Source organism: Devosia beringensis, from assembly GCF_014926585.1.
Classification (GTDB): domain Bacteria; phylum Pseudomonadota; class Alphaproteobacteria; order Rhizobiales; family Devosiaceae; genus Devosia; species Devosia beringensis.
Window position 1 is genome coordinate 1,743,983 of sequence record NZ_CP045422.1, and the last position, 19,573, is coordinate 1,763,555.

Below are 19,573 nucleotides of genomic sequence, written 5' to 3' on the forward strand. Positions count from 1 at the left end.
GAACCCGTTCAGTAGCGGCAAGCCCCGGTCAGGTCTAGTGCAGTGGGCGGCTGGCCCATTCGAGCAGGCTGGCCAGGCCGACAAAGGGCAGGCCGGCATGTTCGCTCAACCCGGATGCACAGGTGCTGACGGTCGAGACCCCCAAAGTGCAGCCAGCGGGAATGTCGTTTTTGACAAAGCGGGTGGCATGCGCGTTGAGCTCGGGCACGAAGAGACCCTTGTCGCCGGCATAGCCGCAGCAGGTGACCGAGCTCAGCACCGCGATGGTTTGGGCACAGGCGCGGGCAATGGCCTCGGTGAGCGGCTGTTCGGCCAGGCGCTGGGCCGAGCAGTTGTGGTGTACGGCCACGACGGGCAGGGTTTGCGTGATGGTCAGTCGCGGCAGCACCTGGGCGAGCAGGAACTGGGCGGAATCGAGCACCGGGGCGTCGCCGGGAAAGTCGCGCAGATGCTTGGCGCAGGTGGAGGCATCGGTCACCACGCTGAGCCGGCCGGCATCCGAGAGCGCCGAGAGTTCGCGCGACAGGTCGCCGCCGACCCGCGCCGCTTCCTCGGGAAAGCCCTTGGATTGGAAAGGCTGGCCGCAGCATTGGCCATTGAGGTGCTCAGGCATGACCACGTCAAAACCGGCGCGCTCGAGCAAAGCCAGCATGGCGTCGGGCACGGAAAGCAGGCCCTGCTCGGTCGGCGGCGCGCCGAACATGCGGGTGGCGCAGCTGGGGAAATAGACCACCGATGGTCGCCCGCTCTGGGCGATGGGCACGGGAAAACCGCTGCGGCGCGGATCCTGCCGCGTTTCGCGCGGCTCGGGCGCGCCGGGACCGCGATGCAATTGCGGCGAGACCCGCGGGACGCGCTTGCCACTGAGGCGGCGCGCCGTATCCGTCACCGCCGCAACGGCCGGGGCGGGAATTATGGTGCGCGCCACATCGGCGAGACCCAGGCCGGCGCGCATGATGCTCTCGACGCTGCCGCGGTGATCGGCGACAAAACCGGCCACGGCCTGTGCCGTGCCACTGCGACGCTGGGCGCGCTGGCCCATGATCATGGTGCCGGTCTCGATGCCCACCGGGCAGCGCACCGAACACAGATTGCAGGCGGCGCAGGTATCAAGGCCGGGATATTGGAAATCATCATCGAGGCGCTTGAGACGAACAGGGTCCTCGCCACTGGCCCGCAGCCGCTCGCGTTCGCGGGTGACGGCGATGCGCTGGCGCGGCGACAGCGTCATCTGGTGGCTAGGGCAGGCGGGTTCGCAGAAACCGCATTCGATGCAGAGATCGACCAGTTCATCGGCCGGCGGCATGACCTTGAGATGCTTGATATGGATCTTGTCGTCAGTATTGAGCAACACGCCCGGATTGAGCAGGCCTTCGGGATCGAACAGGGCCTTGATGGCCTGCATCAGCCCATAGGCCTTGGCGCCCCATTCGGCCTCGACAAAGGCGGCAATGGCGCGGCCGGTGCCATGCTCGGCCTTGAGCGAGCCCTGATATTGCACCGAGACCAGATCGCTCAGCGCCTTGGAAAACCTGTCGAACCTGTCGGCCGCGTCAGGCTGCGAAAAATCATCGCTCATCTGGAAGTGCAAATTACCGGCCAGAGCGTGGCCGAAGATGATGGCATCGGCATAGCCGTGATCATCGAGCAAAGCGCGCATGTCGAGGACGAATTCGGCGAGGCGCTCGATGGGTGCCGCGACGTCTTCGGTCAGCATGGACGTGCCCTTGGGCCGCGCCGCGCCGCCCGAGGCAAAGAAGCCCTTGCGGATATCCCAGAGGGCATGGCTGCGGTGCTCGTCCGTCGAAAAATCGACATGGGTGGCGCCGTGGCGAGTCAGCAGTTCCACCGCCTTGGCGACTTCGGTCTCAAGCGTGGCCGCATCCGGCGCCGTCACGTCGATCAGCACGGCCGGGGAATTGTCGGTCAGCCAGGGCAGCAGCGGCGCCATGGGCGCCAGATGTTCCACCGTCGCCAAAGCCCGGCGCTCGATATATTCAGCGGCCGTCACGCCGGTGGTCAGCTGTACCCCGCCATTGGCCATTTCGATGATGGCGCGGCCGGCGGTCTGCGGATCGGGGAAAGGTACCAGAGCGGTGGATTTGAAGGGATGTTCGGGGACGGTATTGTAGGTCACCTCGGAAACAAAGCCGAGCGTGCCCTCCGAACCCACCATCAGGTGGATCAGGATATCGAGCGGATCGTGGTAGTCGACCAGCGCATTGAGCGAATAGCCGACGGTATTCTTGATGGCATATTTGCGGGTGATCAGCGCCACCAGCTCGGCATCAGCCATTACCTGGTGATGCAGTTGATGCAGGCCTTCGAGCATGGAAGCGTGGCTCAGGCGAAAGGCGGCGCAGCTATCCGCATCGCCCGAATCGAGCATGGTGCCGTCGGTCAGCACCAGGCGCAGCCGCGCCATCGTGTGATAGGTATTCTGGCTGACGCCGCAGCACATGCCGGACGAATTATTGTTGACCACGCCGCCGATCTTGCAGGTAGCCTGGCTGGCCGGATCGGGGCCGATCTTTTTGTCATAGGGCTTGAGCGCGGCATTGGCCTGGGCGACGATGATCGCGGGTCCCAGCGTGATCTGGTCGGCGCCGGGATGAATGGACAGCTTGCGCCAGCCATCGCCCAGCACGGCCAGCACACCATCGGTCACGGCCTGGCCGGACAGCGAGGTGCCGGCGGCGCGGAAGGTAATGGGCAGGTGCTCGGCTCGCGCTGCGGCCATCACCGCGCGTACCTCATCCTCGGAATTGATGAACACCACCGCTGCCGGTATCAGCCGGTAGGAACTGGCATCGCCGCTCCAGGCATAGGTCATCAATGGGTCGGTAAACATGTTGCCGCGCACCTGGCCCTGGAGCCGGGCGACCAACCGCTCACCGGCGGCGTGCCGTTCGGGGGTGACCTGATGGACCGGCGATGGGGCGATAGGGGCGTGCTGCATGCATCCGTACTAACATGTTAGTCGGGGGCTGCGAAGAGCCTTCGCCCTGCCCCCGACCCAGCTGCGCCTAAAGGCCCACCATTTCAGGCGGTGGACCCGGGAACTTGCTGTAATCGGTCAGGCTTGCCTTGTCGCCGAGCAGGTCATGCACGGCCCGCGCCGCCTGGTCGATGGCGGAATGGACATAGGCATAGGCGCCCGAATCGGAATTGGCGATGGCAATGCGGCCCCAGGGCTGGCGCGCCGTTTCGATGGGCAAGGGACCGTCGGGCCAGAACTGGTCCCAGGGCCGCATATATTCGAGGGCGTAGCCATGGCTCCAGCGGTTGCAGGTAATGGCCTCGATATCGCGGGCGGCATCAAAGCCATAAGATCCCAGCGCCCGCTGCAGCATGTCGCGGATTTCGCGCTCCATATCTTCGAAGGTGATGGCGGTCAGCGCCTGACGGCCGGCGGCCGCCTGCTCGCGCGCTGTCATCGACGGATCGCCGGTCAGCGGGATCTTGGAGAGATGCAGCAGGACCGGATCGGCCGGGACATCGGTGAACTGGTAGTCGCCCATCGACACCGGAAAATCGATCTCGGCGCCGCCCCAGAAGCCGGTCACATCGCTGAAGCCGGCAATCTTGGCGGCATCGAGCGCCTGCCAATTGGCCAGCAGCACATTGGTATAGATCAGCGGCACCTTGTGCTGGTCCTGCAGCGCCTCGACCTGGGCGGCGGCCAGTTCGTCGGTAAGATAGGGGATGACGCGGTGCCAGCAGGCCAGCACGACCTGGGCGCCGGTGACCGTCTTGAGGGTTTCGCCCTCGAGATAGGTCAGCGTTACGCTCTGGGCGGCAGAAGGATCGCCGTCATGCTTGACGCGTACCACCGAGGCATTGAGCCGCAGCCGTACGTCGCTGCCGTCCACATCAAGCCGGTCATAGTCGACCGGGGTGGTTACCAGGTCTTCCATGGTCGAGCCGGGCAAAGCGGCCGGGATCATGGTGCGCACCAGCGAGCGGGCCACGCCCGCATTGCCATCGGGGAAATGGTAGATATAGGGGTCCGGATCGGTGAGGGCCAGGCGCCCGGAGGGGCTCATGGTCTTGTAGGGCATGTCGCCCAGGTCCATGCCGTCAAAGCCTGGATTCCAGTTGCCCCAGGCGTCGAGTGCCGTGGTGCCCTCGATGCCCATGCCGAAATAGGCCTCGGTGGAATGCTGGAAATATTTCACCAGCTCGGCGTCATAGCCGCAGATCGTGGTGAGGAAATCGGCATAGGTGGTGGTGGAGAGGATCTCAAGCTTCTCCTCACGAGTCTTGCCGGGCAGATAATCGGGCGGGGCATCGAGCAGTTCGATCAGATTGGCCTTGGCGGTATCATTGAGCGGCGTCCCTGGCACCCAGTCGGCGGCGGACTCGCTGGTCACCACCAGCAGGTCGCCTGAACTGCCCCAGTCCCCGGCGCGGAACAGGATGGCGTCGCCCAGCCCGCGCTCTTCGTGCCAGGCCTGGTCATAATAGGTTTCGAACTTTTCAACCTGCACGCCGATATCGGCCAGCACATCCTTGACCAGGGGCGAGAAATAGGTGGGCGTCTGCAGCGACTGGCTGCCGCCATAGCCGATAATGGTCTTGCCATTGCCGGCGACAAATTCGTTGCGCCGGGCATGGCCGCCGAAATCGTCATTGTTCTCGAGAATGAGGATCTTGGCGCCGGGCATCTGTCGCTGGTAGAGCCGCGCCGCCGTAAGCCCGGAAATGCCGCCGCCGACGACCACCAGATCATAGCTTTCGCCGGTCTCGACCACCGCCGGGGCGCTGTTCCAGAAGGTGCCGTCGCGCACCGCATGCATGATGTTCATCGCGGTCTCGCTATGGCCGCGCAGGCCGGTGATTTTGGGCGGATAGGATGGCGCCTGGGCCTGGGCCGCCCCAGGCATTAGCGCAGTAGCGGCGAGGCCGGCTGTTGCCAGGGCCACGCCATTGAGGAAATCCCGACGGCTGATCGGGCGGTCCATGCCCAGTTGGCGGTCACGGTCAGACAGTGGCATGCGCATCTCCCTCAACGCGTTACCCGGTAAGGGGAGCATGAAGGGAAATCGGCGTGAAGACAATCGGGCGGCGCGTGCTGTCACCGCCCGATTGGAAAGGCTCAGATGTCGACGTCGTCGTCGCCTAGGGCCTCGATCTCGGCTGCTGCGCGTCTGAGGATTTCGGCAGCATGGCGCTGCTGTTCCTCGCTGGAGCGCCGGGCCTTCTTGAGCGCGGCCTTGAGGGCGCGGCGGGCATCATTGAGCTCGGGCACCACGTCTTTGAGATCGCGATCTCCCTCGGGCGCCGTCGGCTCGGCATCACTGTCAGCAGGCCCTTCCCGGCGTGCCGACCAATCGGCCTTGGCGAATTCGCGGAAGCGCTGCATCCGCTCACCGGCCTTGGCCAGAAAGGCCAGCGTCGATTCGATGGCTTCGCGATTGTCATTGAGGTAGGCGCGGCCCTCGGCGGTGATGGTGTAGAGCTTCTTGTTGCCATCGACATGGGAGGTCACATAGCCGGCCTCCTCGAGGAAAGTCAGGGCCGGATAGACCACGCCGGGGCTGGGCGAATAAAAGCCGCCCGACTTTTCCTCGATCGCCTTGATCAGGTCATAGCCATGGCGGGGCTGTGCCTCGATCAGGTAGAGGGCGACCATGCGCAAATCGCCGGAGGCGAGCATGCGGCCGATACGGAAATTGCCGCCCATATTGCCCCAGTTTTCAGCGCCATCGACCCCTGCGGCCAGCCGTTCCCAGCCACGGCGCGCCATGGCTTCCATGCGGCGCCAATTAGGCTCGCCATCTTTCCAGTAAGTGCTCATGATTGGTCTCCGATATATCTTAAATATGTCTGTACCATCAAGTCGTAGCGCGACGCCCTCAATTCAAGATATATCGCAGAATGAATTTTTCCGATGGGTCGACAGCAAAAAGCCCGCAGCGATGCTGCGGGCTCGGATTGGCGCATGAGGATGGATCAGGCGGCGGTGGCGTCGTCCGCAGGCGTCGTGATCGCCTTGTCGAACTGGCCATGCTTGCGGAAGCGCCAGAGATAGGTGGGCAGGATGGTATCCATCGAGGTGGGCACGATGCCCATGCCGGCAAAGGTACGCTTGTCCTTGATGGCGGCGTCGGACACCACATTGTCGACGCTGAGAAGTTCGACCTGGTCGGCGGTGAGCAGAGCGGGGAAAGGCAGGATCGACATGACCCCGGCCAGCAGCTTGGCGACGCCAAAGGAGAGCGGCAGCAGCGGCCGGCTGCGCAGCGCCTCGCGCTGCACCCGATCCATCAGCTGTCGATAGGTCTCGACCTGCGGCCCGCCCAGTTCATAGACCTTGCCGGTCTTGAGCTTGCCCTCGGCAGCCAGCACGAAGGCCTCGGCAACATCGGTCACATAGGCCGGCTGGAATTTGGTGTCGCCGCCAATCAGCGGCAGCACGGGAAACAGGCGCGCCAGGCCTGCCATCAGGTTGAAGAAGCCATCGCCCTGGCCAAACAGGATGGAGGGCCGCATCACCACCGCATTGGGGAAGGCGGCAAAGACGGCGGCTTCGCCTTCCAGCTTGGAGGCGGCGTATTGGCTGATCCCGGCGGCCTTGTCGACGCCCAGAGCGGACATGTGCACCAGCGCGCTGACACCGGCGGCCTTGGCCGCCTGGGCAATGGCGCGGGCGCCATCGACATGGACGGCGGTAAAGGTCTGGGCGCCGCTATTGGCGCCGATGCCGACCAAGTTGATGACGATATCGGCGCCGGCCACGGCGCGCTCGATCGAGGCCAGGTTGCGGATATTGGCCTGGATGGGCACCACCTGCCCGACCGTGCCCAGGGGACGCACATGGCCGGCCAGGTCGGGGCGGCGCACGGCAACGCGGACGCGGTGGCCCTTGGCGGCCAGCAACTGGACGATCTGGGTGCCAACAAAGCCCGAGCCGCCAAATACGGTGACAAGTTTAGGATCAAGGCTTTCCATAGGGGGCTCCGGCAGAAGGGGGCAAAACGCCTCCGCTTCTAGCGCACGCGCCATATTGCTGTCGAGGCCCGGACCCGCGGCAGAGGGCGCTGCCGCGTAACGGCCGTGCGGTTGGCATGGGCGGTTGCCGTGGCGCGCGCCGTCCGGAGAGAGCGCCAATTGCGGGGCAGCGCGAATAGGTGATTGACATCAGTGCCTGCTGCCCCTAATCACCCCCTGCCTGCCCAGATGGCGGAATTGGTAGACGCGCACGGTTCAGGTCCGTGTACCGCAAGGTGTGGAAGTTCGAGTCTTCTTCTGGGCACCAAGTTTTGACCCCGGTCCGACGAAAGTCGTGGCCGGGGTCTTTGGTTTTGGGCGGTCCGCTGATGACCCGGCGCTTTCGCGTCATCGACGCCGCCCTTGGCATATCGTGTCCGTCAAACGCGCCAAATCATATCAAGCTTTCTTTATATCCGCCTTGACCGGCTAGGCTTTGGATGTCACAAACCTGACAGAAAGGCTCGTTTTTGAGCCGTTTTCAGCAAGCCCAGGGGATGTTGCGTGGTCAGGTCGTCTTTTGTATTCACCTCGGAATCGGTTTCTGAAGGTCATCCGGACAAGGTGTGCGACCGGATCAGCGACGAAATCGTCGACCTGGTATTCCGCGAGGCCAAGAAGGCTGGCATGGATCCCGCCCAGGTGCGCATCGCCTGCGAAACGCTGGCCACCACCAATCGCGTGATCATTGCCGGCGAAGTGCGCGTCCCCGATTCGCTGCTGAAGAAGGACAAGGAGGGTAAGCAGGCGCTCGACGCTGCCGGCAATCCGGTGGTCAACCCGTCCAAGTTCAAGTCCGCCGCCCGCAAGGCCATTCGCGCGATCGGCTATGAGCAGAGCGGCTTCCACTGGAAGACGGCGCGCATCGACGTGCTGCTGCATGGCCAGTCGGCCGACATTGCCCAGGGGGTCGATGCCAGCGGCAACAAGGATGTGGGCGCCGGCGACCAGGGCATCATGTTCGGCTATGCCTCGCGCGAAACGCCCGAGCTGATGCCGGCGCCGATCTTTTACGCCCACAAGATTCTCGAAGTGCTGACCGCCGCCCGCAAGGAAGGCACAGGCCCGGCCAAGGCGCTCGGCCCCGATGCCAAGAGCCAGGTGACCGTGCGCTATGAAGACGGCAAGCCCGTCGGCGTCACCCAGATCGTGCTGTCGACCCAGCACCTAGATGAGACGCTGACCTCGGCCGATGTGCGCAAGATCGTCGAGCCCTATATCCGCCAGGCTTTGCCCGAAGGCTGGATTTCCAAGGACACGGTCTGGCACGTCAACCCGACCGGCAAGTTCGTGGTCGGCGGCCCCGATGGCGATGCGGGCCTGACCGGGCGCAAGATCATCGTGGACACCTATGGTGGCGCAGCCCCGCATGGCGGCGGCGCGTTTTCGGGCAAGGATCCGACCAAGGTGGACCGCTCGGCGGCCTATGCCGCCCGCTATCTGGCCAAGAATGTGGTCGCGGCGGGTCTGGCCGAGCGCGCTACCATCCAGCTCAGCTATGCCATTGGCGTGGCGCATCCGCTGTCGATCAACGTCAACCTGCATGATACCGGCACGGTCGCCGAGGAGGCGGTCGAAGCGGCCCTGTCCAAGGTGATGGATCTGACGCCGCACGGCATCCGCACCCATCTCGACCTCAACAAGCCCATCTATGCCAAGACCTCGGCCTATGGCCATTTCGGCCGCAAGGCCGGCCGCGACGGCAGCTTCTCCTGGGAAAAGACCGACCTGGTCGCCGCCCTCAAGGCTGCCGTGAAGTAACGCTGGTCGATCAATGCCTGCTACACTGGACCTTGCTGCCGATCCGTCGGTGGCGAGGTTCTTTTTTGATGATGCGAGACCGATGAGCAAGCCCGACCACGAATTGCCCAAGACCCGTTCGGGCGAACCGCGCGCCTTCTTTGGCCGCCGCTCGGGCAAGAAACTGCATGGCGGGCAGCAGGCGCTGTTCGATGCCACCCTGCCCGACCTCGAGATCACGCTGAACGGCCCCCTGGATCCGACCAGCCTGTTCCCGGCTGCCGACAAGATCATCGTCGAGATCGGTTATGGCGGGGGCGAGCATCTGGCGCTCGAGGCCGGCCGCCATCCCGATACCGGCTATATTGGCTGCGAAGTGTTCACCGGGGGCATCGGCAAGATGGTGCAGACCATCGCGGCGCAGGACCTGCGCAATATCCGGCTTTATACCGACGACGCGCTCAAGCTGCTAACCGCCCTGCCCGATGCCTGCCTCGATGAAGTCTATCTGCTCTACCCCGACCCCTGGCCCAAGACGCGCCATCACAAGCGGCGCTTCGTGTCCCCGACCACGCTGGCGGCGCTGGCGCGGGTGATCCGGCCGGGTGGCGTGTTTCATTTTGCCACCGATATCGAAGACTATGCCAACTGGACGCTGGCCCATATCGTGCGCAGCCCGGCGTTTGCCTTCGCGCCCGAAAGACCCGGGGCGTGGCACGAGCCCTATCCAGGCTGGCAGGCCACGCGCTACGAGCAGAAGGCCCGCCGCGAGGGCCGCATGATCAGCTTTTACCTGAGCTTTTCGCGCGTTTAGCGACAAGGCGCATGGCAGACCTGTCAGAATTTTAATGCTGCGGACACTAGACTGCGCGCCCCAGCCCCCCATATGCGGAGCTTGATCACTGGTTCTTGAGGCGCGTCATGTCCCTATCGCAAAGCTTTCAGCCCGATGACGACGTGCTGGTGGTACGACCGGGAAAATGGACGCTAATCGTGGTAACGCTGCTGCGCGGCGAAACGTTGCGCTTCTCCGAACTCAAGCGCCATGTCGGCGGCATCTCCCAGAAAATGCTCACCACCACCCTGCGCGATCTCGAGCGGGACGGCTTCGTCACCCGCAAGATTTTTGCGACGATTCCGCCGCGTGTCGATTACGAACTGACTGCGCTGGGTCTGGAACTGCTGCAACTGGCCGATAGCTGGCGGGTCTTTGCGGCGCGCAATCGCGCCCATGTGGAAGCGGCCAGGCGGCAATTCGATGCTGCGGGCGGAGAGCCGGTGATCCGGCTCATCCATCCCGCCTAGCATACGGGCGCCGTCGGACGGATGTCCGGCGGCGCCGTGGTCGGCCAGTCTAGAGGGAGACGGGCTGCAGCTGGACCGGGGTGAAGAACTCCATCGTCTCGGTGCCATCGGCCTGGACGACATAGGCGCGAACCAGGTTGCCCCATTCTTCGACCGACGTGGCAGCGACGCCCTTTTCATGCAGACCGTTCAGAATGATTTCCGAGACGAACTGGCGGGAGTCAGAGTCGCCGTCGCCAAAGGCACCGGCCATTGCGGGAGCGGCAGCACCCAGGAGAGCAGTAGCAGTAGCAAGAGCGATAAGTGTGTGCTTGATCATTTCGAGTGTTCCTTTCGTTTTGAACACCCTGGAAATGATCCTAACCGGAGGGATCCTCAAGTGCAGAAATCGCGCAATCCGGGGCTTGAAGTTCTGCTCGGGCACACGAGAGTTTTGCAAAGGAAATCAAGGCATTACGATGTGCGTCAGTATGCTTTGAGTGACTGTGTTTCGGCTATGTGACGGTACGGAGACACTGGCCTGAGCGCTCGTTATGGCCCTGTCGGAAGGGCGGTGCAGCGGACAAATTCGGCTACAACCTGCCGTCAGCGGCCGGCAAATCCGACGCTTTTTCGGTAGCGCCGCCGACGATAAAAAAACGACAAAAAACCGAAAAAAATCCGGGCCGACCCTGATTATCAGCTGAGCTGACCATCGGGCCGCCCGCTTGGCAAGCCCCAAAGCGGCCAATTCCGGTCACATTCAGGCGGGAGATGGGGCGGCGCCTGCCCAGCCGGCTCCCTCGCAACGCCTGATGGGCCGGCGAGGCCATTGACAGGTGGCGGCCTGGGCCGCCGCAGGGCCTGGCTGCTTAGCCTGCCCTTGCGGTGCATCCGGTTCGGCGCTATACAGAGGCCAACATCTCAGCAGGTTTGCAGAGTGGGCGCCTCCCGGCCCCGCTCTTTTTTATTATCCGAAGGGACCGATGAGCTTCGATCTCACCGCCAAGCGTTATATCAAGGAAACGGGCATGGAAGCCCGGGTGTCGGCCATTGTCGAGCCCGTGGCCAACAGCTTGGGCTATGCCCTGGTCCGGGTGCGCATCACCCAGGAAAACGGCATGACCCTGCAGATCATGGCCGAAGACGAAAACGGCCGCTTCACCATTGTGGACTGCGAGACCCTGTCCAAGGACGTGTCGCCGGTGCTTGATGTGGAAGACCCGATCGAGCGGGAATATCACCTGGAAGTCAGCTCGCCCGGCATCGACCGACCGCTGGTGCGCCAGCGCGACTTTGCCGCCCATATCGGCCACGAGGCCAAGATCGAGCTCAGCGACATGCTCAATGGCCGCAAGCGCTTTCGTGGCTTCATCAAGGCGGTGGATGCCGACACGGTGACCATCACCCTGCCCGACGCGCCTGCCGGCACCGATCCCGACCACCATCTGCCGCTCGTCTCGATTGGCGAAGCCAAGCTGGTGATGACCGATGCCCTGATGGAAAAGGCGCGGCTCGACCAGGAACAGCATCCGCTTGACGACGACGAGACCGAAACGGTCGAAATCGACAATGACGACGACATCTCTGAGGAGACACATTAAATGGCCGTTAGCGCGAACCGACTTGAGCTCCTGCAGATTGCAGATGCTGTAGCCCGTGAAAAGTCGATCGACCGCATGGTCGTGATCGAAGCGATGCAGGACGCCATGGAGAAGGCCGCCAAGGGCCGCTACGGCGCCGAGACCGAGATCAAGGTTGAGATCAATCCGCGCTCGGGCGAGACGCGCATGTGGCGGCTGCTCGAAATCGTCGAGACGGTGGAAGAAACCAGCCGCCAGGTCGATCTCAAGCATGCCCAGATCAAATCCCCCGAGGCCAAGGTCGGCGATTTCCTGACCGAGCCCCTGCCGCCGATGGAATTCGGCCGCATTGCCGCCCAGTCGGCCAAGCAGGTCATCGTGCAGAAGGTGCGCGATGCCGAGCGCGAGCGCATGTATGACGAATACATCAACCGCATCGGCGAGATCGTCAACGGCTCGGTCAAGCGCGTCGAATATGGCAATGTGATTGTCGATCTGGGCCGTGGCGAAGCCATAATCCGCCGCGACGAGCTGATCCCGCGCGAAATGTTCCGCTATGGCGACCGCGTCCGCGCCTATGTCTATGATGTGCGCCGCGAGCAGCGCGGCCCGCAGATTTTCCTCTCCCGCACCCATCCGCAGTTCATGGCCAAGCTGTTCATGCAGGAAGTGCCCGAGATCTATGACGGCGTCATCACCATCCGCTCGATCGCCCGCGATCCGGGCTCCAGGGCCAAGATCGCCGTCACCTCATCGGATTCCTCGATCGATCCCGTGGGCGCATGCGTGGGTATGCGCGGCAGCCGCGTTCAGGCCGTGGTCGGCGAATTGCAGGGCGAAAAGATCGACATCATTCCCTGGACGGACAGCATTGCCGACCTCGTGGTCAGCGCGCTGCAGCCGGCCGATGTCGCCAAGGTCGTGCTCGACGAGCAGGCCGAGCGCATCGAAGTCGTTGTCCCTGACGAGCAACTCTCGCTGGCCATCGGCCGTCGTGGCCAGAATGTGCGCCTCGCCAGCCAGCTGATCGGTTGGGATATCGATATCCTGACCGAACAGGAAGAAAGCGAACGCCGGCAGAAGGAATTCACCGAGCGCTCGAGCCTGTTTATGGCCTCGCTGGACGTCGACGAGATGGTGGCCCAGCTGCTGGCGTCGGAAGGCTTCTCCTCGGTCGAGGAACTGGCCTATATCGACACCAATGAAATCGCCTCTATCGACGGCTTCGACGAAGAAACCGCCGGCGAGATCCAGAACCGTGCGGCCGAATATCTGGCCGCCATCGATCGAGCCCATGACGACGAGCGCAAGGCGCTCGGCGTCGAGGACGAGCTCTATGAGATTGCCGGACTGACAGCCTCCATGCTGGTGGCACTGGGCAAGGAAGACATCAAGACGGTGGAAGACTTTGCCGGCTGTGCAGCCGACGACCTGATCGGTTGGAGCGAACGCAAGGATGGTGAGACCAAGCGCTTTGAAGGGACGTTCAAGGACTTCCCGGTCTCCAGAGAGGAAGCCGAAGACATGATCATGCAGGCCCGCATCAAGGCCGGCTGGATTGCCGCGGAAGACGTGCCGGCCGAAGACGCCGCCGATCTCGACGCGATTGCAACCGACGAGGTTTCGGCCTAGCGGCCGAAACCTTAGCGAGGGCACCAGAAATGGCCCGGCGCGCAGAAACGACCAGGATGTGCGCTCTGACACGGGTTGAAAAACCCGTGGCGGAGCTCATCCGCTTTGTACTGGGCCCCGATGGTGTGCTAGTACCCGACACGGAAGCCAAGGCCGAAGGGCGTGGCGTCTGGATCAGCCTCAACCGGGCCCTGGTGGCGGAAGCCGTCAAGAAGAAGGTTTTTGCGCGCAGCCTCAAGGAAGAGGTGACGCTGCCAGAGGATCTGCCCGGGTTGACCGAGCTGCGGCTGCAGCAGCGCTATCTCAATGCGCTGGGCATGGCGCGCAAGGCCGGACAGCTGACCTTTGGCGCCACCAAGGTACGCAGCCTGATCACCACGGGCAGCCTGATTGCGCTGATTACGGCGACCGATGCGGCCGAAGACGGGCGCAGCAAGATGGTCGGACCACTCAAGGCGCTGCATTACGCTGCGGTGGAAGAAGAAATTAACGGCTTCGACGTGCCCCATTTCGAATTGCTCGACTCAGAGCAAATGGGTTTGGCACTCGGGATGGAAAATGTGATACATGCTGGCCTCACAAGAGGGGCTGCAGCCCAAGCGGCAGTAGAAAAAGCCAGAAGACTGGCGCTTTTCACTGCCAAACTGACGGAAAATGACACCGGCCGCCCTGCGGTTGACGGTGACGTTTTGCCCGAGGAACAGGACGAAAGACGCGAGATACATGGCTGAAAACGACGACAAGCGCACCGACGACAACGGCGCGAAGAAGACGCTGACATTGAAGGGCGGCCCAGGCCTGGGCAACCGTCCGGGCGTGTCGCGCGGTCCTTCCCGCTCGACGGTGGTCGTCGAGAAGCGCACCCGCCTGGTCCCCAAGCCCAATGTGCCGAGCGGCGCCCCACAGCGCCCGCCCGCCAGCACGGCCAATCAGCGCCCCGCCGCCGGCCGTCCTGGCCAGCAGACGCGTGCGCCACTGGGACTGTCGGCGGCAGAAGCCGAGGCCCGTCGCAATGCACTGGCTTTGGCCGGTGCTCGCCAGGCCGAGGACAAGGAACGTTTTGCGGCTGACGAAGCCCGTCGCATGGAAGATGACGCCCGTCGGCGCCAGATCCGTGAGGATGCGGCGCGCGCCGAAGAGGAGCGCCAGGCGGTTGAGACCAGTGTCGAGCAGCCTGCTGCCGAAGCGCCAGCTGCTGCCCCGACCGAGGCCAGCCCGGCCGACGCCGCTGCGCCGACCCCTGCAACAGCCGCAGCGCCAGCTGAGGCTGCTCCGGCAGTCGATGCCGAGCCAGAGACGCCAGCGTCGCAGCGCAATGCCGGCCCGTCCAGCGTGCGCGTGGTTGCCGGCCGTCCCGGCCAGCCGCCGCGGCCACCGCGTGTGGAGCGTCCCAGCAATGCCCGTCCGGAAAGCGAACGCGGCGCCAATGCCTATATCAAGGCCGGTACCACCGCTGCGCGGCCTTCAGGCACGGCAACCCGTCCGCCCGGTGAACGTCGTCCGGTTGGTGCAGGCATGGCGCCGATCGGCAATGTGCCGCCCGCGGGCCCCAACGAGGCCGATGGCCGCAAGATTCGCTCCGGTACGCCGCAGGTGCGTCCGACGACCGAAGCCGAACTCGAAAATGCCCGCCGCGCTTCCCGCGCGACGCCGGAACGGCCGACCCGTCGTGCTGGCGCCGATGCCAATGCGCGCGGCCGCCTGACCGTTACCAATGCCGGCGCCGAAAGCGATCGCGACAAGGGTCCGTCCCTGGCCGCCATGCGTCGTCGCCGCGACAAGAAGATGGGCCGCAACCAGCAGGAAGCGCCCAAGCTGCTGCGCGAAGTGGTCATTCCGGAAGCCATCACGGTTGCCGAACTGGCCAACCGCATGGCCGAACGCTCGGTCACCGTCATCAAGATGCTGATGGCCCAGGGCCAGATGGCAACTATCAATGATGTGCTCGATGCCGATACCGCCGAGCTGATCGCCACCGAGCTGGGCCATACGGTCAAGCGCGTGTCGGAAGCCGACGTTGAAATGGGTCTCTATGACCTGCCGACCGACGACAAGGCCGAAAACCTGACCGATCGCGCACCGGTGGTGACGATCATGGGTCACGTCGATCACGGCAAGACCAGCCTGCTCGACGCGATTCGCGAGGCCAGCGTGGTTTCGGGTGAGGCCGGCGGCATTACCCAGCATATCGGTGCCTATCAGGTCGAAAAGAACGGCGCCCATATCACGTTCCTTGATACCCCGGGCCACGAGGCGTTCACCGCCATGCGTGCCCGCGGCGCCCAGGCAACGGACATTGCCGTGCTTGTGGTGGCGGCCGATGACGGCGTGATGCCGCAGACCATCGAATCCATCAAGCATGCCAAGGCGGCCGGCGTGCCGATCATCGTGGCCATCAACAAGATGGACAAGCCCGATGCCGACCCGCAGCGGGTTCGCACCGAGCTGCTGCAGCATGAAGTGTTCGTCGAATCCATGGGCGGCGACGTGCTGGATGTGGAAGTGTCGGCCAAGACCGGCGAGGGCCTCGACAAGCTGCTCGAGACCATCCAGCTGCAGGCCGAAGTGCTTGAGCTGCGCGTGGCCAAGGATGGCCGTGCCGAGGGCCTGGTGATTGAAGCCAAGCTTGATCGCGGCCGCGGTGCGGTGGCGACGGTGCTGGTGCAGCGCGGCACGCTGGCGATCGGAGACATTCTCGTCGCCGGTACCGAATTTGCCCGCGTGCGTGCCCTGATCAACGACCAGGGCGAGCAGGTCAAGGAAGCCGGGCCATCGGTTCCTGTGGAAGTGCTCGGCTTTACCGGCGTGCCCAATGCCGGCGACCGTTTCTCGGTGGTCGAGACCGAAGCACGGGCTCGCGAAGTCACCGAATATCGTCAGCGCGCCATCCGTGAAAAGACGGCCGGCGGCGGCGCCACCAGCCTCGAGCAGATGATGAATCAGCTCAAGGTTGCCGGCATTGCCAAGTTCCCGCTGATCATCAAGGGCGACGTGCAGGGTTCGGTGGAAGCCATCGTGGCCAGCCTCAACAAGCTCTCGACCGACGAAGTGTCGGCGCAGATCCTGATGAGCGCCGTGGGCGGCATTACCGAGAGCGACGTCACCCTGGCGGCGGCATCCAATGCCATCGTCATCGGCTTCAACGTCCGTGCCAACAAGCAGGCGACCGAGTTGGCCACCCGCGACGGCATCGAAATCCGCTATTACAACATCATCTACGATCTGGTGGATGACGTGAAGAATGCGATGAGCGGCCTGCTCAAGCCGGAACGTCGCGAGACCTTCATCGGCAATGCCTCGATCCTGGAGGTCTTCACGATCACCAAGGTGGGCAAGGTTGCCGGCTGTCGGGTTACCGAGGGCATCGTGGAACGCGGCGCCGGCGTGCGCCTGATCCGCGACAACGTCGTGATCCACGAGGGCAAGCTTAAGACGCTCAAGCGCTTCAAGGACGAAGTCAAGGACGTCCAGACCGGCCAGGAATGCGGCATGGCCTTCGAGAATTACGAAGACATGCGCGAAGGCGACGTCATCGAATGCTTCCGCGTCGAGACCGTGCAGCGCACGCTCTAGTCAGCGGCCATCGAGAACAAGAAAAAGGGCGCGGTGTGAACCGCGCCCTTTTTGCTGTCTGAGGGTCTGCAACCGCCCCGCGCTACTCCGCGGCGGCCTTCTGGTCGCCGCTGCGCTGGTCGGTGATGGCGAGCTGGGCACTGGCATCGCGCTTGCGGATGATGCGCAGGCGCTTGATGCGCCGGCTGTCGGCGGCCAGCACCTCGAAGTCGAAGCCGTCCAGCTTGGTGACGCGTTCACCGCGTTTGGGCACATGGCCGGCCAGGTCAAAGACCAGGCCGCCAATGGTATCGACCTCATCGGCATATTCGCCGGGATCAAATTCAGGGCCGATCAAGGCGACAACGTCGCTGAGTTCGGCACGGGCATCGGCGATATAGGTATCGACGCCGACCTTGCGGATCAGCGAGGCGGCCAGTTCATCGTGCTCATCCTCGATCTCGCCGACGACGGCCTCGAGCAGGTCCTCGATGGTGACAAGGCCATCGGTGCCACCATATTCGTCGACGACGATGGCCATGTGCACCCGGCTGGCGCGCATGGACTGCAGCAGATCGCCCACCGGCATGAAGGTAGGCACGAACATGGCGGTGCGCAGGCCGTCGAACTTGCTCAGCTTCTGCTTGAGCACGGTGGAGATCAGCTTGACCGGCACGGCCTTGGTCGTGTCCTCGACCGGCGCGGTGATCTTGCTCAGGGCATCCTTGACGTGGATGAAGCCCAAAATATTGTCGAGCCCGTTGTCATAGACCGGCAGGCGCGAATGGCCGACATGGCGGAAGCGGGCCAGCAGATCACCCAGATTGGCGTCGATATCGATGGCCTGGATGTCGCTGCGTTCCACCATGACGTCCCCGACCGAGACGTTGGACAGCTTGAGCACGTTCTGCAGGATGGTGCGTTCGCTCTCAGAGAAATCCGCGATTTCGGCGCTGCCCTGTTCGTCGAGGGCGACCTGCAGATCGTCGCGCAGCGAGACCGTGCTGCGGGCCAGCATGGCCTTGAGGCGGTTCCAGATCGATGGCCCCCGTGCAGGCACGGAGGCGGGACTAGAAGGAGGCTCGGATTTGGCAGGCGCCGAGTGGGCCAGAGTGTCGGTGTCGTTCATGTTTGCTCGCTGCGCGCTGGCAGCTCATTTTCCTTGATAGGGGCGAATGTCGCAGGTCGATTCAGGTCCGGTCTCAGTCGGCATAGGGATCGGCGATCCCCAGGCTGGCCAGAATACGGGTTTCGAGGCCCTCCATTTGCAGGGCTTCGGCATCGGTGAGGTGATCATAGCCTAAAATGTGCAGAAATCCATGCACCACAAGATGGGTGAAGTGATCGGGGAAACTGGTCCCCTGTTCAAGCGCCTCGCGCTCGATGGTTTCACGCGCCATGGTGATGTCGCCCAGAATGCCCAGCACCGGCCCGAAGGGCTCGATCTGGGGAAAGCTCAGCACATTGGTTGAGCTGTCCTTGCCGCGCCATTGCTGGTTGAGTTCGTGCTGTTCTTGGTCATCGGTGAGGACGATGGCAAGCTCTGCGGCGCCCTTGACCCGGGCGCCGGACTGCTCAAGCGCTTCCAGCACGGCGCGCTCGGCCAGAGGATCGAGATCCTCCGGCCAGGCGTCATCATTGCGGATGATGGCAATCTCGAGAGGAACGGCGCTCAGCGGGACGCCCCTTCGATGGCCTTTTCGGCCAGACGCTTGGCGGTATCGGCCTCGTAGGCGCGCACGATGCGGCCCACCAGGGCGTGGCGCACCACATCCTTGTCATTGAAGCGGGTGATATGGACGCCCTCGACCCCGTCGAGCAGGTTGACGGCTTCCACGAGCCCGGATTTCTCGCCCCGCGGCAGATCGACCTGGGTCGGATCGCCGGTGATGATCATCTTGGAGTTCTCGCCCAGGCGGGTCAGGAACATCTTCATCTGCATCGAGGTGGTGTTCTGCGCCTCGTCAAGGATGACCACTGCATTGGCGAGGGTCCGGCCACGCATGAAGGCCAGGGGCGCCACTTCGATAATGCCCGAGGTGATGCAGCGCTCGACATTTTCCGGCTTCATCATGTCGTAGAGCGCGTCATAGAGCGGGCGCAGATAGGGATCGACCTTTTCCTTCATGTCGCCGGGCAGAAAGCCCAGGCGCTCGCCGGCTTCGACGGCGGGACGCGACAGGATGATGCGGTTGATGTCGCCGCGTTCGAGAAGGGAGGCAGCATGGGCCACGGCCAGATAGGTCTTGCCGGTACCGGCCGGACCGATACCGAAGACCAGTTCGGCCCGATCCATGGCGCGCATATAGCCGTCCTGGGACGGGGTGCGGGCAACGACGGTGGATTTGCGGGTGGCGATCTGGGCCATGCGCACCTTGCCCTTGCGCTCAAGGGTGGGGAGGGTGAGCTGGCTATCTTCAGTCTGGATCATGCGGATGACGCCGTCGACTTCGGAAATGTCGACGGTGCGGCCTTCTTCGAGACTGCCATAGAGCGATTCGAGCACGCGGCGTGCCTGATCGACGGCGCTGGCGGCGCCCTTGAGCAGAACATGATTGCCGCGGGGAATGGCCGAAACCTTGAGACGCTGTTCGATCAGCGCCAGGTTCTGGTCGAAGTCGCCATACAGCTGGGCAGCCAGGCGATTGTCTTCAAAAGCGAGTTCGAGTTGGGATGCGAGTGCGTTGTCTGCGGTCGGGGACAAATGCCTGCTCAAACTGGTGTGGCTCCACGCTCAGCGCGGCTGCGGGCTTGCGCCGCGACTACGAAACAAGGCTAGGCCGATTTGG

15 protein-coding genes and 1 tRNA gene are annotated in these 19,573 nt (G+C 63.6%); 8 read left to right on the plus strand and 8 right to left on the minus strand.

Going from position 1 to position 19,573, the window contains the following annotated elements; all coding sequences use genetic code 11:
• Positions 1 to 34: 34 nt before the first annotated feature.
• The 4 genes from GDR53_RS08530 to GDR53_RS08545 form a co-directional block, all read right to left on the minus strand.
• Entirely contained in the window at positions 35 to 2,959 is a 2,925-nt protein-coding gene (locus GDR53_RS08530; RefSeq protein WP_193337629.1) for an FAD-binding and (Fe-S)-binding domain-containing protein, read from the minus strand.
• A gap of 67 nt (positions 2,960 to 3,026) precedes the next feature.
• The gene (locus GDR53_RS08535) at positions 3,027 to 4,997 is read right to left on the minus strand and encodes an NAD(P)-binding protein (protein WP_193337630.1); all 1,971 of its coding nucleotides are present in this window, start codon (positions 4,995 to 4,997) and stop codon (positions 3,027 to 3,029) included.
• A 101-nt stretch (positions 4,998 to 5,098) separates the two neighbouring features.
• Positions 5,099 to 5,800, minus strand: coding sequence for a PadR family transcriptional regulator (locus GDR53_RS08540; protein WP_193337631.1), 702 nt, complete (start codon positions 5,798 to 5,800; stop codon positions 5,099 to 5,101).
• Between the two features lie 155 nt (positions 5,801 to 5,955).
• Positions 5,956 to 6,954, minus strand: a complete 999-nt coding sequence (locus tag GDR53_RS08545) for a complex I NDUFA9 subunit family protein (RefSeq protein WP_193337632.1) — start codon at positions 6,952 to 6,954, stop codon at positions 5,956 to 5,958.
• Positions 6,955 to 7,176: 222 nt separating this feature from the next.
• Here GDR53_RS08545 and GDR53_RS08550 point away from each other — a divergent pair.
• The 4 genes from GDR53_RS08550 (at position 7,177) to GDR53_RS08565 (ending at position 10,038) form a co-directional block, all read left to right on the plus strand.
• Positions 7,177 to 7,261, plus strand: a tRNA-Leu gene (locus GDR53_RS08550).
• A gap of 236 nt (positions 7,262 to 7,497) precedes the next feature.
• A complete protein-coding gene (gene metK, locus GDR53_RS08555) occupies positions 7,498 to 8,754 on the plus strand; it encodes a methionine adenosyltransferase (protein WP_193337633.1) in 1,257 nt (418 codons plus the stop codon).
• Between the two features lie 82 nt (positions 8,755 to 8,836).
• Complete coding sequence (trmB, locus tag GDR53_RS08560) at positions 8,837 to 9,547, plus strand: tRNA (guanosine(46)-N7)-methyltransferase TrmB (protein ID WP_193337634.1); 711 nt, start codon at positions 8,837 to 8,839, stop codon at positions 9,545 to 9,547.
• Between the two features lie 107 nt (positions 9,548 to 9,654).
• Complete coding sequence (locus tag GDR53_RS08565) at positions 9,655 to 10,038, plus strand: winged helix-turn-helix transcriptional regulator (RefSeq protein ID WP_193337635.1); 384 nt, start codon at positions 9,655 to 9,657, stop codon at positions 10,036 to 10,038.
• 49 nt (positions 10,039 to 10,087) lie between these two features.
• On the opposite strand, the gene GDR53_RS08570 is transcribed toward GDR53_RS08565, so the two are convergent.
• Positions 10,088 to 10,357, minus strand: a complete 270-nt coding sequence (locus tag GDR53_RS08570) for a hypothetical protein (RefSeq protein WP_193337636.1) — start codon at positions 10,355 to 10,357, stop codon at positions 10,088 to 10,090.
• 646 nt (positions 10,358 to 11,003) lie between these two features.
• Between GDR53_RS08570 and rimP the strand changes: the two genes are divergently transcribed.
• Genes rimP through infB form a run of 4 tightly spaced genes read left to right on the plus strand, consistent with a single transcriptional unit; the run spans position 11,004 to position 16,805 of the window.
• Positions 11,004 to 11,621: a ribosome maturation factor RimP gene (gene rimP / locus GDR53_RS08575; protein ID WP_193337637.1), complete on the plus strand. Its 618-nt coding sequence runs from the start codon at positions 11,004 to 11,006 to the stop codon at positions 11,619 to 11,621.
• A complete protein-coding gene (nusA, locus tag GDR53_RS08580) occupies positions 11,622 to 13,232 on the plus strand; it encodes a transcription termination factor NusA (RefSeq protein WP_193337638.1) in 1,611 nt (536 codons plus the stop codon).
• 56 nt (positions 13,233 to 13,288) lie between these two features.
• The gene (locus tag GDR53_RS08585) at positions 13,289 to 13,963 is read left to right on the plus strand and encodes an RNA-binding protein (protein WP_232846802.1); all 675 of its coding nucleotides are present in this window, start codon (positions 13,289 to 13,291) and stop codon (positions 13,961 to 13,963) included.
• Entirely contained in the window at positions 13,956 to 16,805 is a 2,850-nt protein-coding gene (infB, locus tag GDR53_RS08590) for a translation initiation factor IF-2 (RefSeq protein WP_193337640.1), read from the plus strand. The genes GDR53_RS08585 and infB overlap by 8 nt, the downstream gene beginning before the upstream one ends.
• An 82-nt stretch (positions 16,806 to 16,887) precedes the next feature.
• Here the strand turns inward: infB and GDR53_RS08595 are convergent, their stop codons facing one another.
• The 3 genes from GDR53_RS08595 to GDR53_RS08605 form a co-directional block, all read right to left on the minus strand.
• Positions 16,888 to 17,913, minus strand: a complete 1,026-nt coding sequence (locus GDR53_RS08595) for a hemolysin family protein (RefSeq protein WP_193337641.1) — start codon at positions 17,911 to 17,913, stop codon at positions 16,888 to 16,890.
• 73 nt (positions 17,914 to 17,986) lie between these two features.
• Positions 17,987 to 18,460 carry an rRNA maturation RNase YbeY gene (ybeY, locus tag GDR53_RS08600; protein ID WP_193338022.1) on the minus strand — a complete coding sequence of 158 codons (474 nt, stop codon included), beginning with the start codon at positions 18,458 to 18,460 and terminating at the stop codon, positions 17,987 to 17,989.
• Complete coding sequence (locus GDR53_RS08605; protein WP_232846768.1) at positions 18,457 to 19,488, minus strand: PhoH family protein; 1,032 nt, start codon at positions 19,486 to 19,488, stop codon at positions 18,457 to 18,459. The genes ybeY and GDR53_RS08605 overlap by 4 nt, the downstream gene beginning before the upstream one ends.
• Positions 19,489 to 19,573: the final 85 nt, after the last annotated feature.

Coding starts and splice junctions, on each gene's coding strand:
- GDR53_RS08540 (WP_193337631.1), bottom strand. CDS start 5,800: ATGAGCACTTACTGGAAAGATGGCGAGCCTAATTGGCGCCGCATGGAA.
- rimP (WP_193337637.1), top strand. CDS start 11,004: ATGAGCTTCGATCTCACCGCCAAGCGTTATATCAAGGAAACGGGCATG.
- GDR53_RS08585 (WP_232846802.1), top strand. CDS start 13,289: ATGTGCGCTCTGACACGGGTTGAAAAACCCGTGGCGGAGCTCATCCGC.
- GDR53_RS08565 (WP_193337635.1), top strand. CDS start 9,655: ATGTCCCTATCGCAAAGCTTTCAGCCCGATGACGACGTGCTGGTGGTA.
- trmB (WP_193337634.1), top strand. CDS start 8,837: ATGAGCAAGCCCGACCACGAATTGCCCAAGACCCGTTCGGGCGAACCG.
- infB (WP_193337640.1), top strand. CDS start 13,956: ATGGCTGAAAACGACGACAAGCGCACCGACGACAACGGCGCGAAGAAG.
- nusA (WP_193337638.1), top strand. CDS start 11,622: ATGGCCGTTAGCGCGAACCGACTTGAGCTCCTGCAGATTGCAGATGCT.
- GDR53_RS08530 (WP_193337629.1), bottom strand. CDS start 2,959: ATGCAGCACGCCCCTATCGCCCCATCGCCGGTCCATCAGGTCACCCCC.
- GDR53_RS08570 (WP_193337636.1), bottom strand. CDS start 10,357: ATGATCAAGCACACACTTATCGCTCTTGCTACTGCTACTGCTCTCCTG.
- GDR53_RS08535 (WP_193337630.1), bottom strand. CDS start 4,997: ATGCCACTGTCTGACCGTGACCGCCAACTGGGCATGGACCGCCCGATC.
- GDR53_RS08545 (WP_193337632.1), bottom strand. CDS start 6,954: ATGGAAAGCCTTGATCCTAAACTTGTCACCGTATTTGGCGGCTCGGGC.
- GDR53_RS08595 (WP_193337641.1), bottom strand. CDS start 17,913: ATGAACGACACCGACACTCTGGCCCACTCGGCGCCTGCCAAATCCGAG.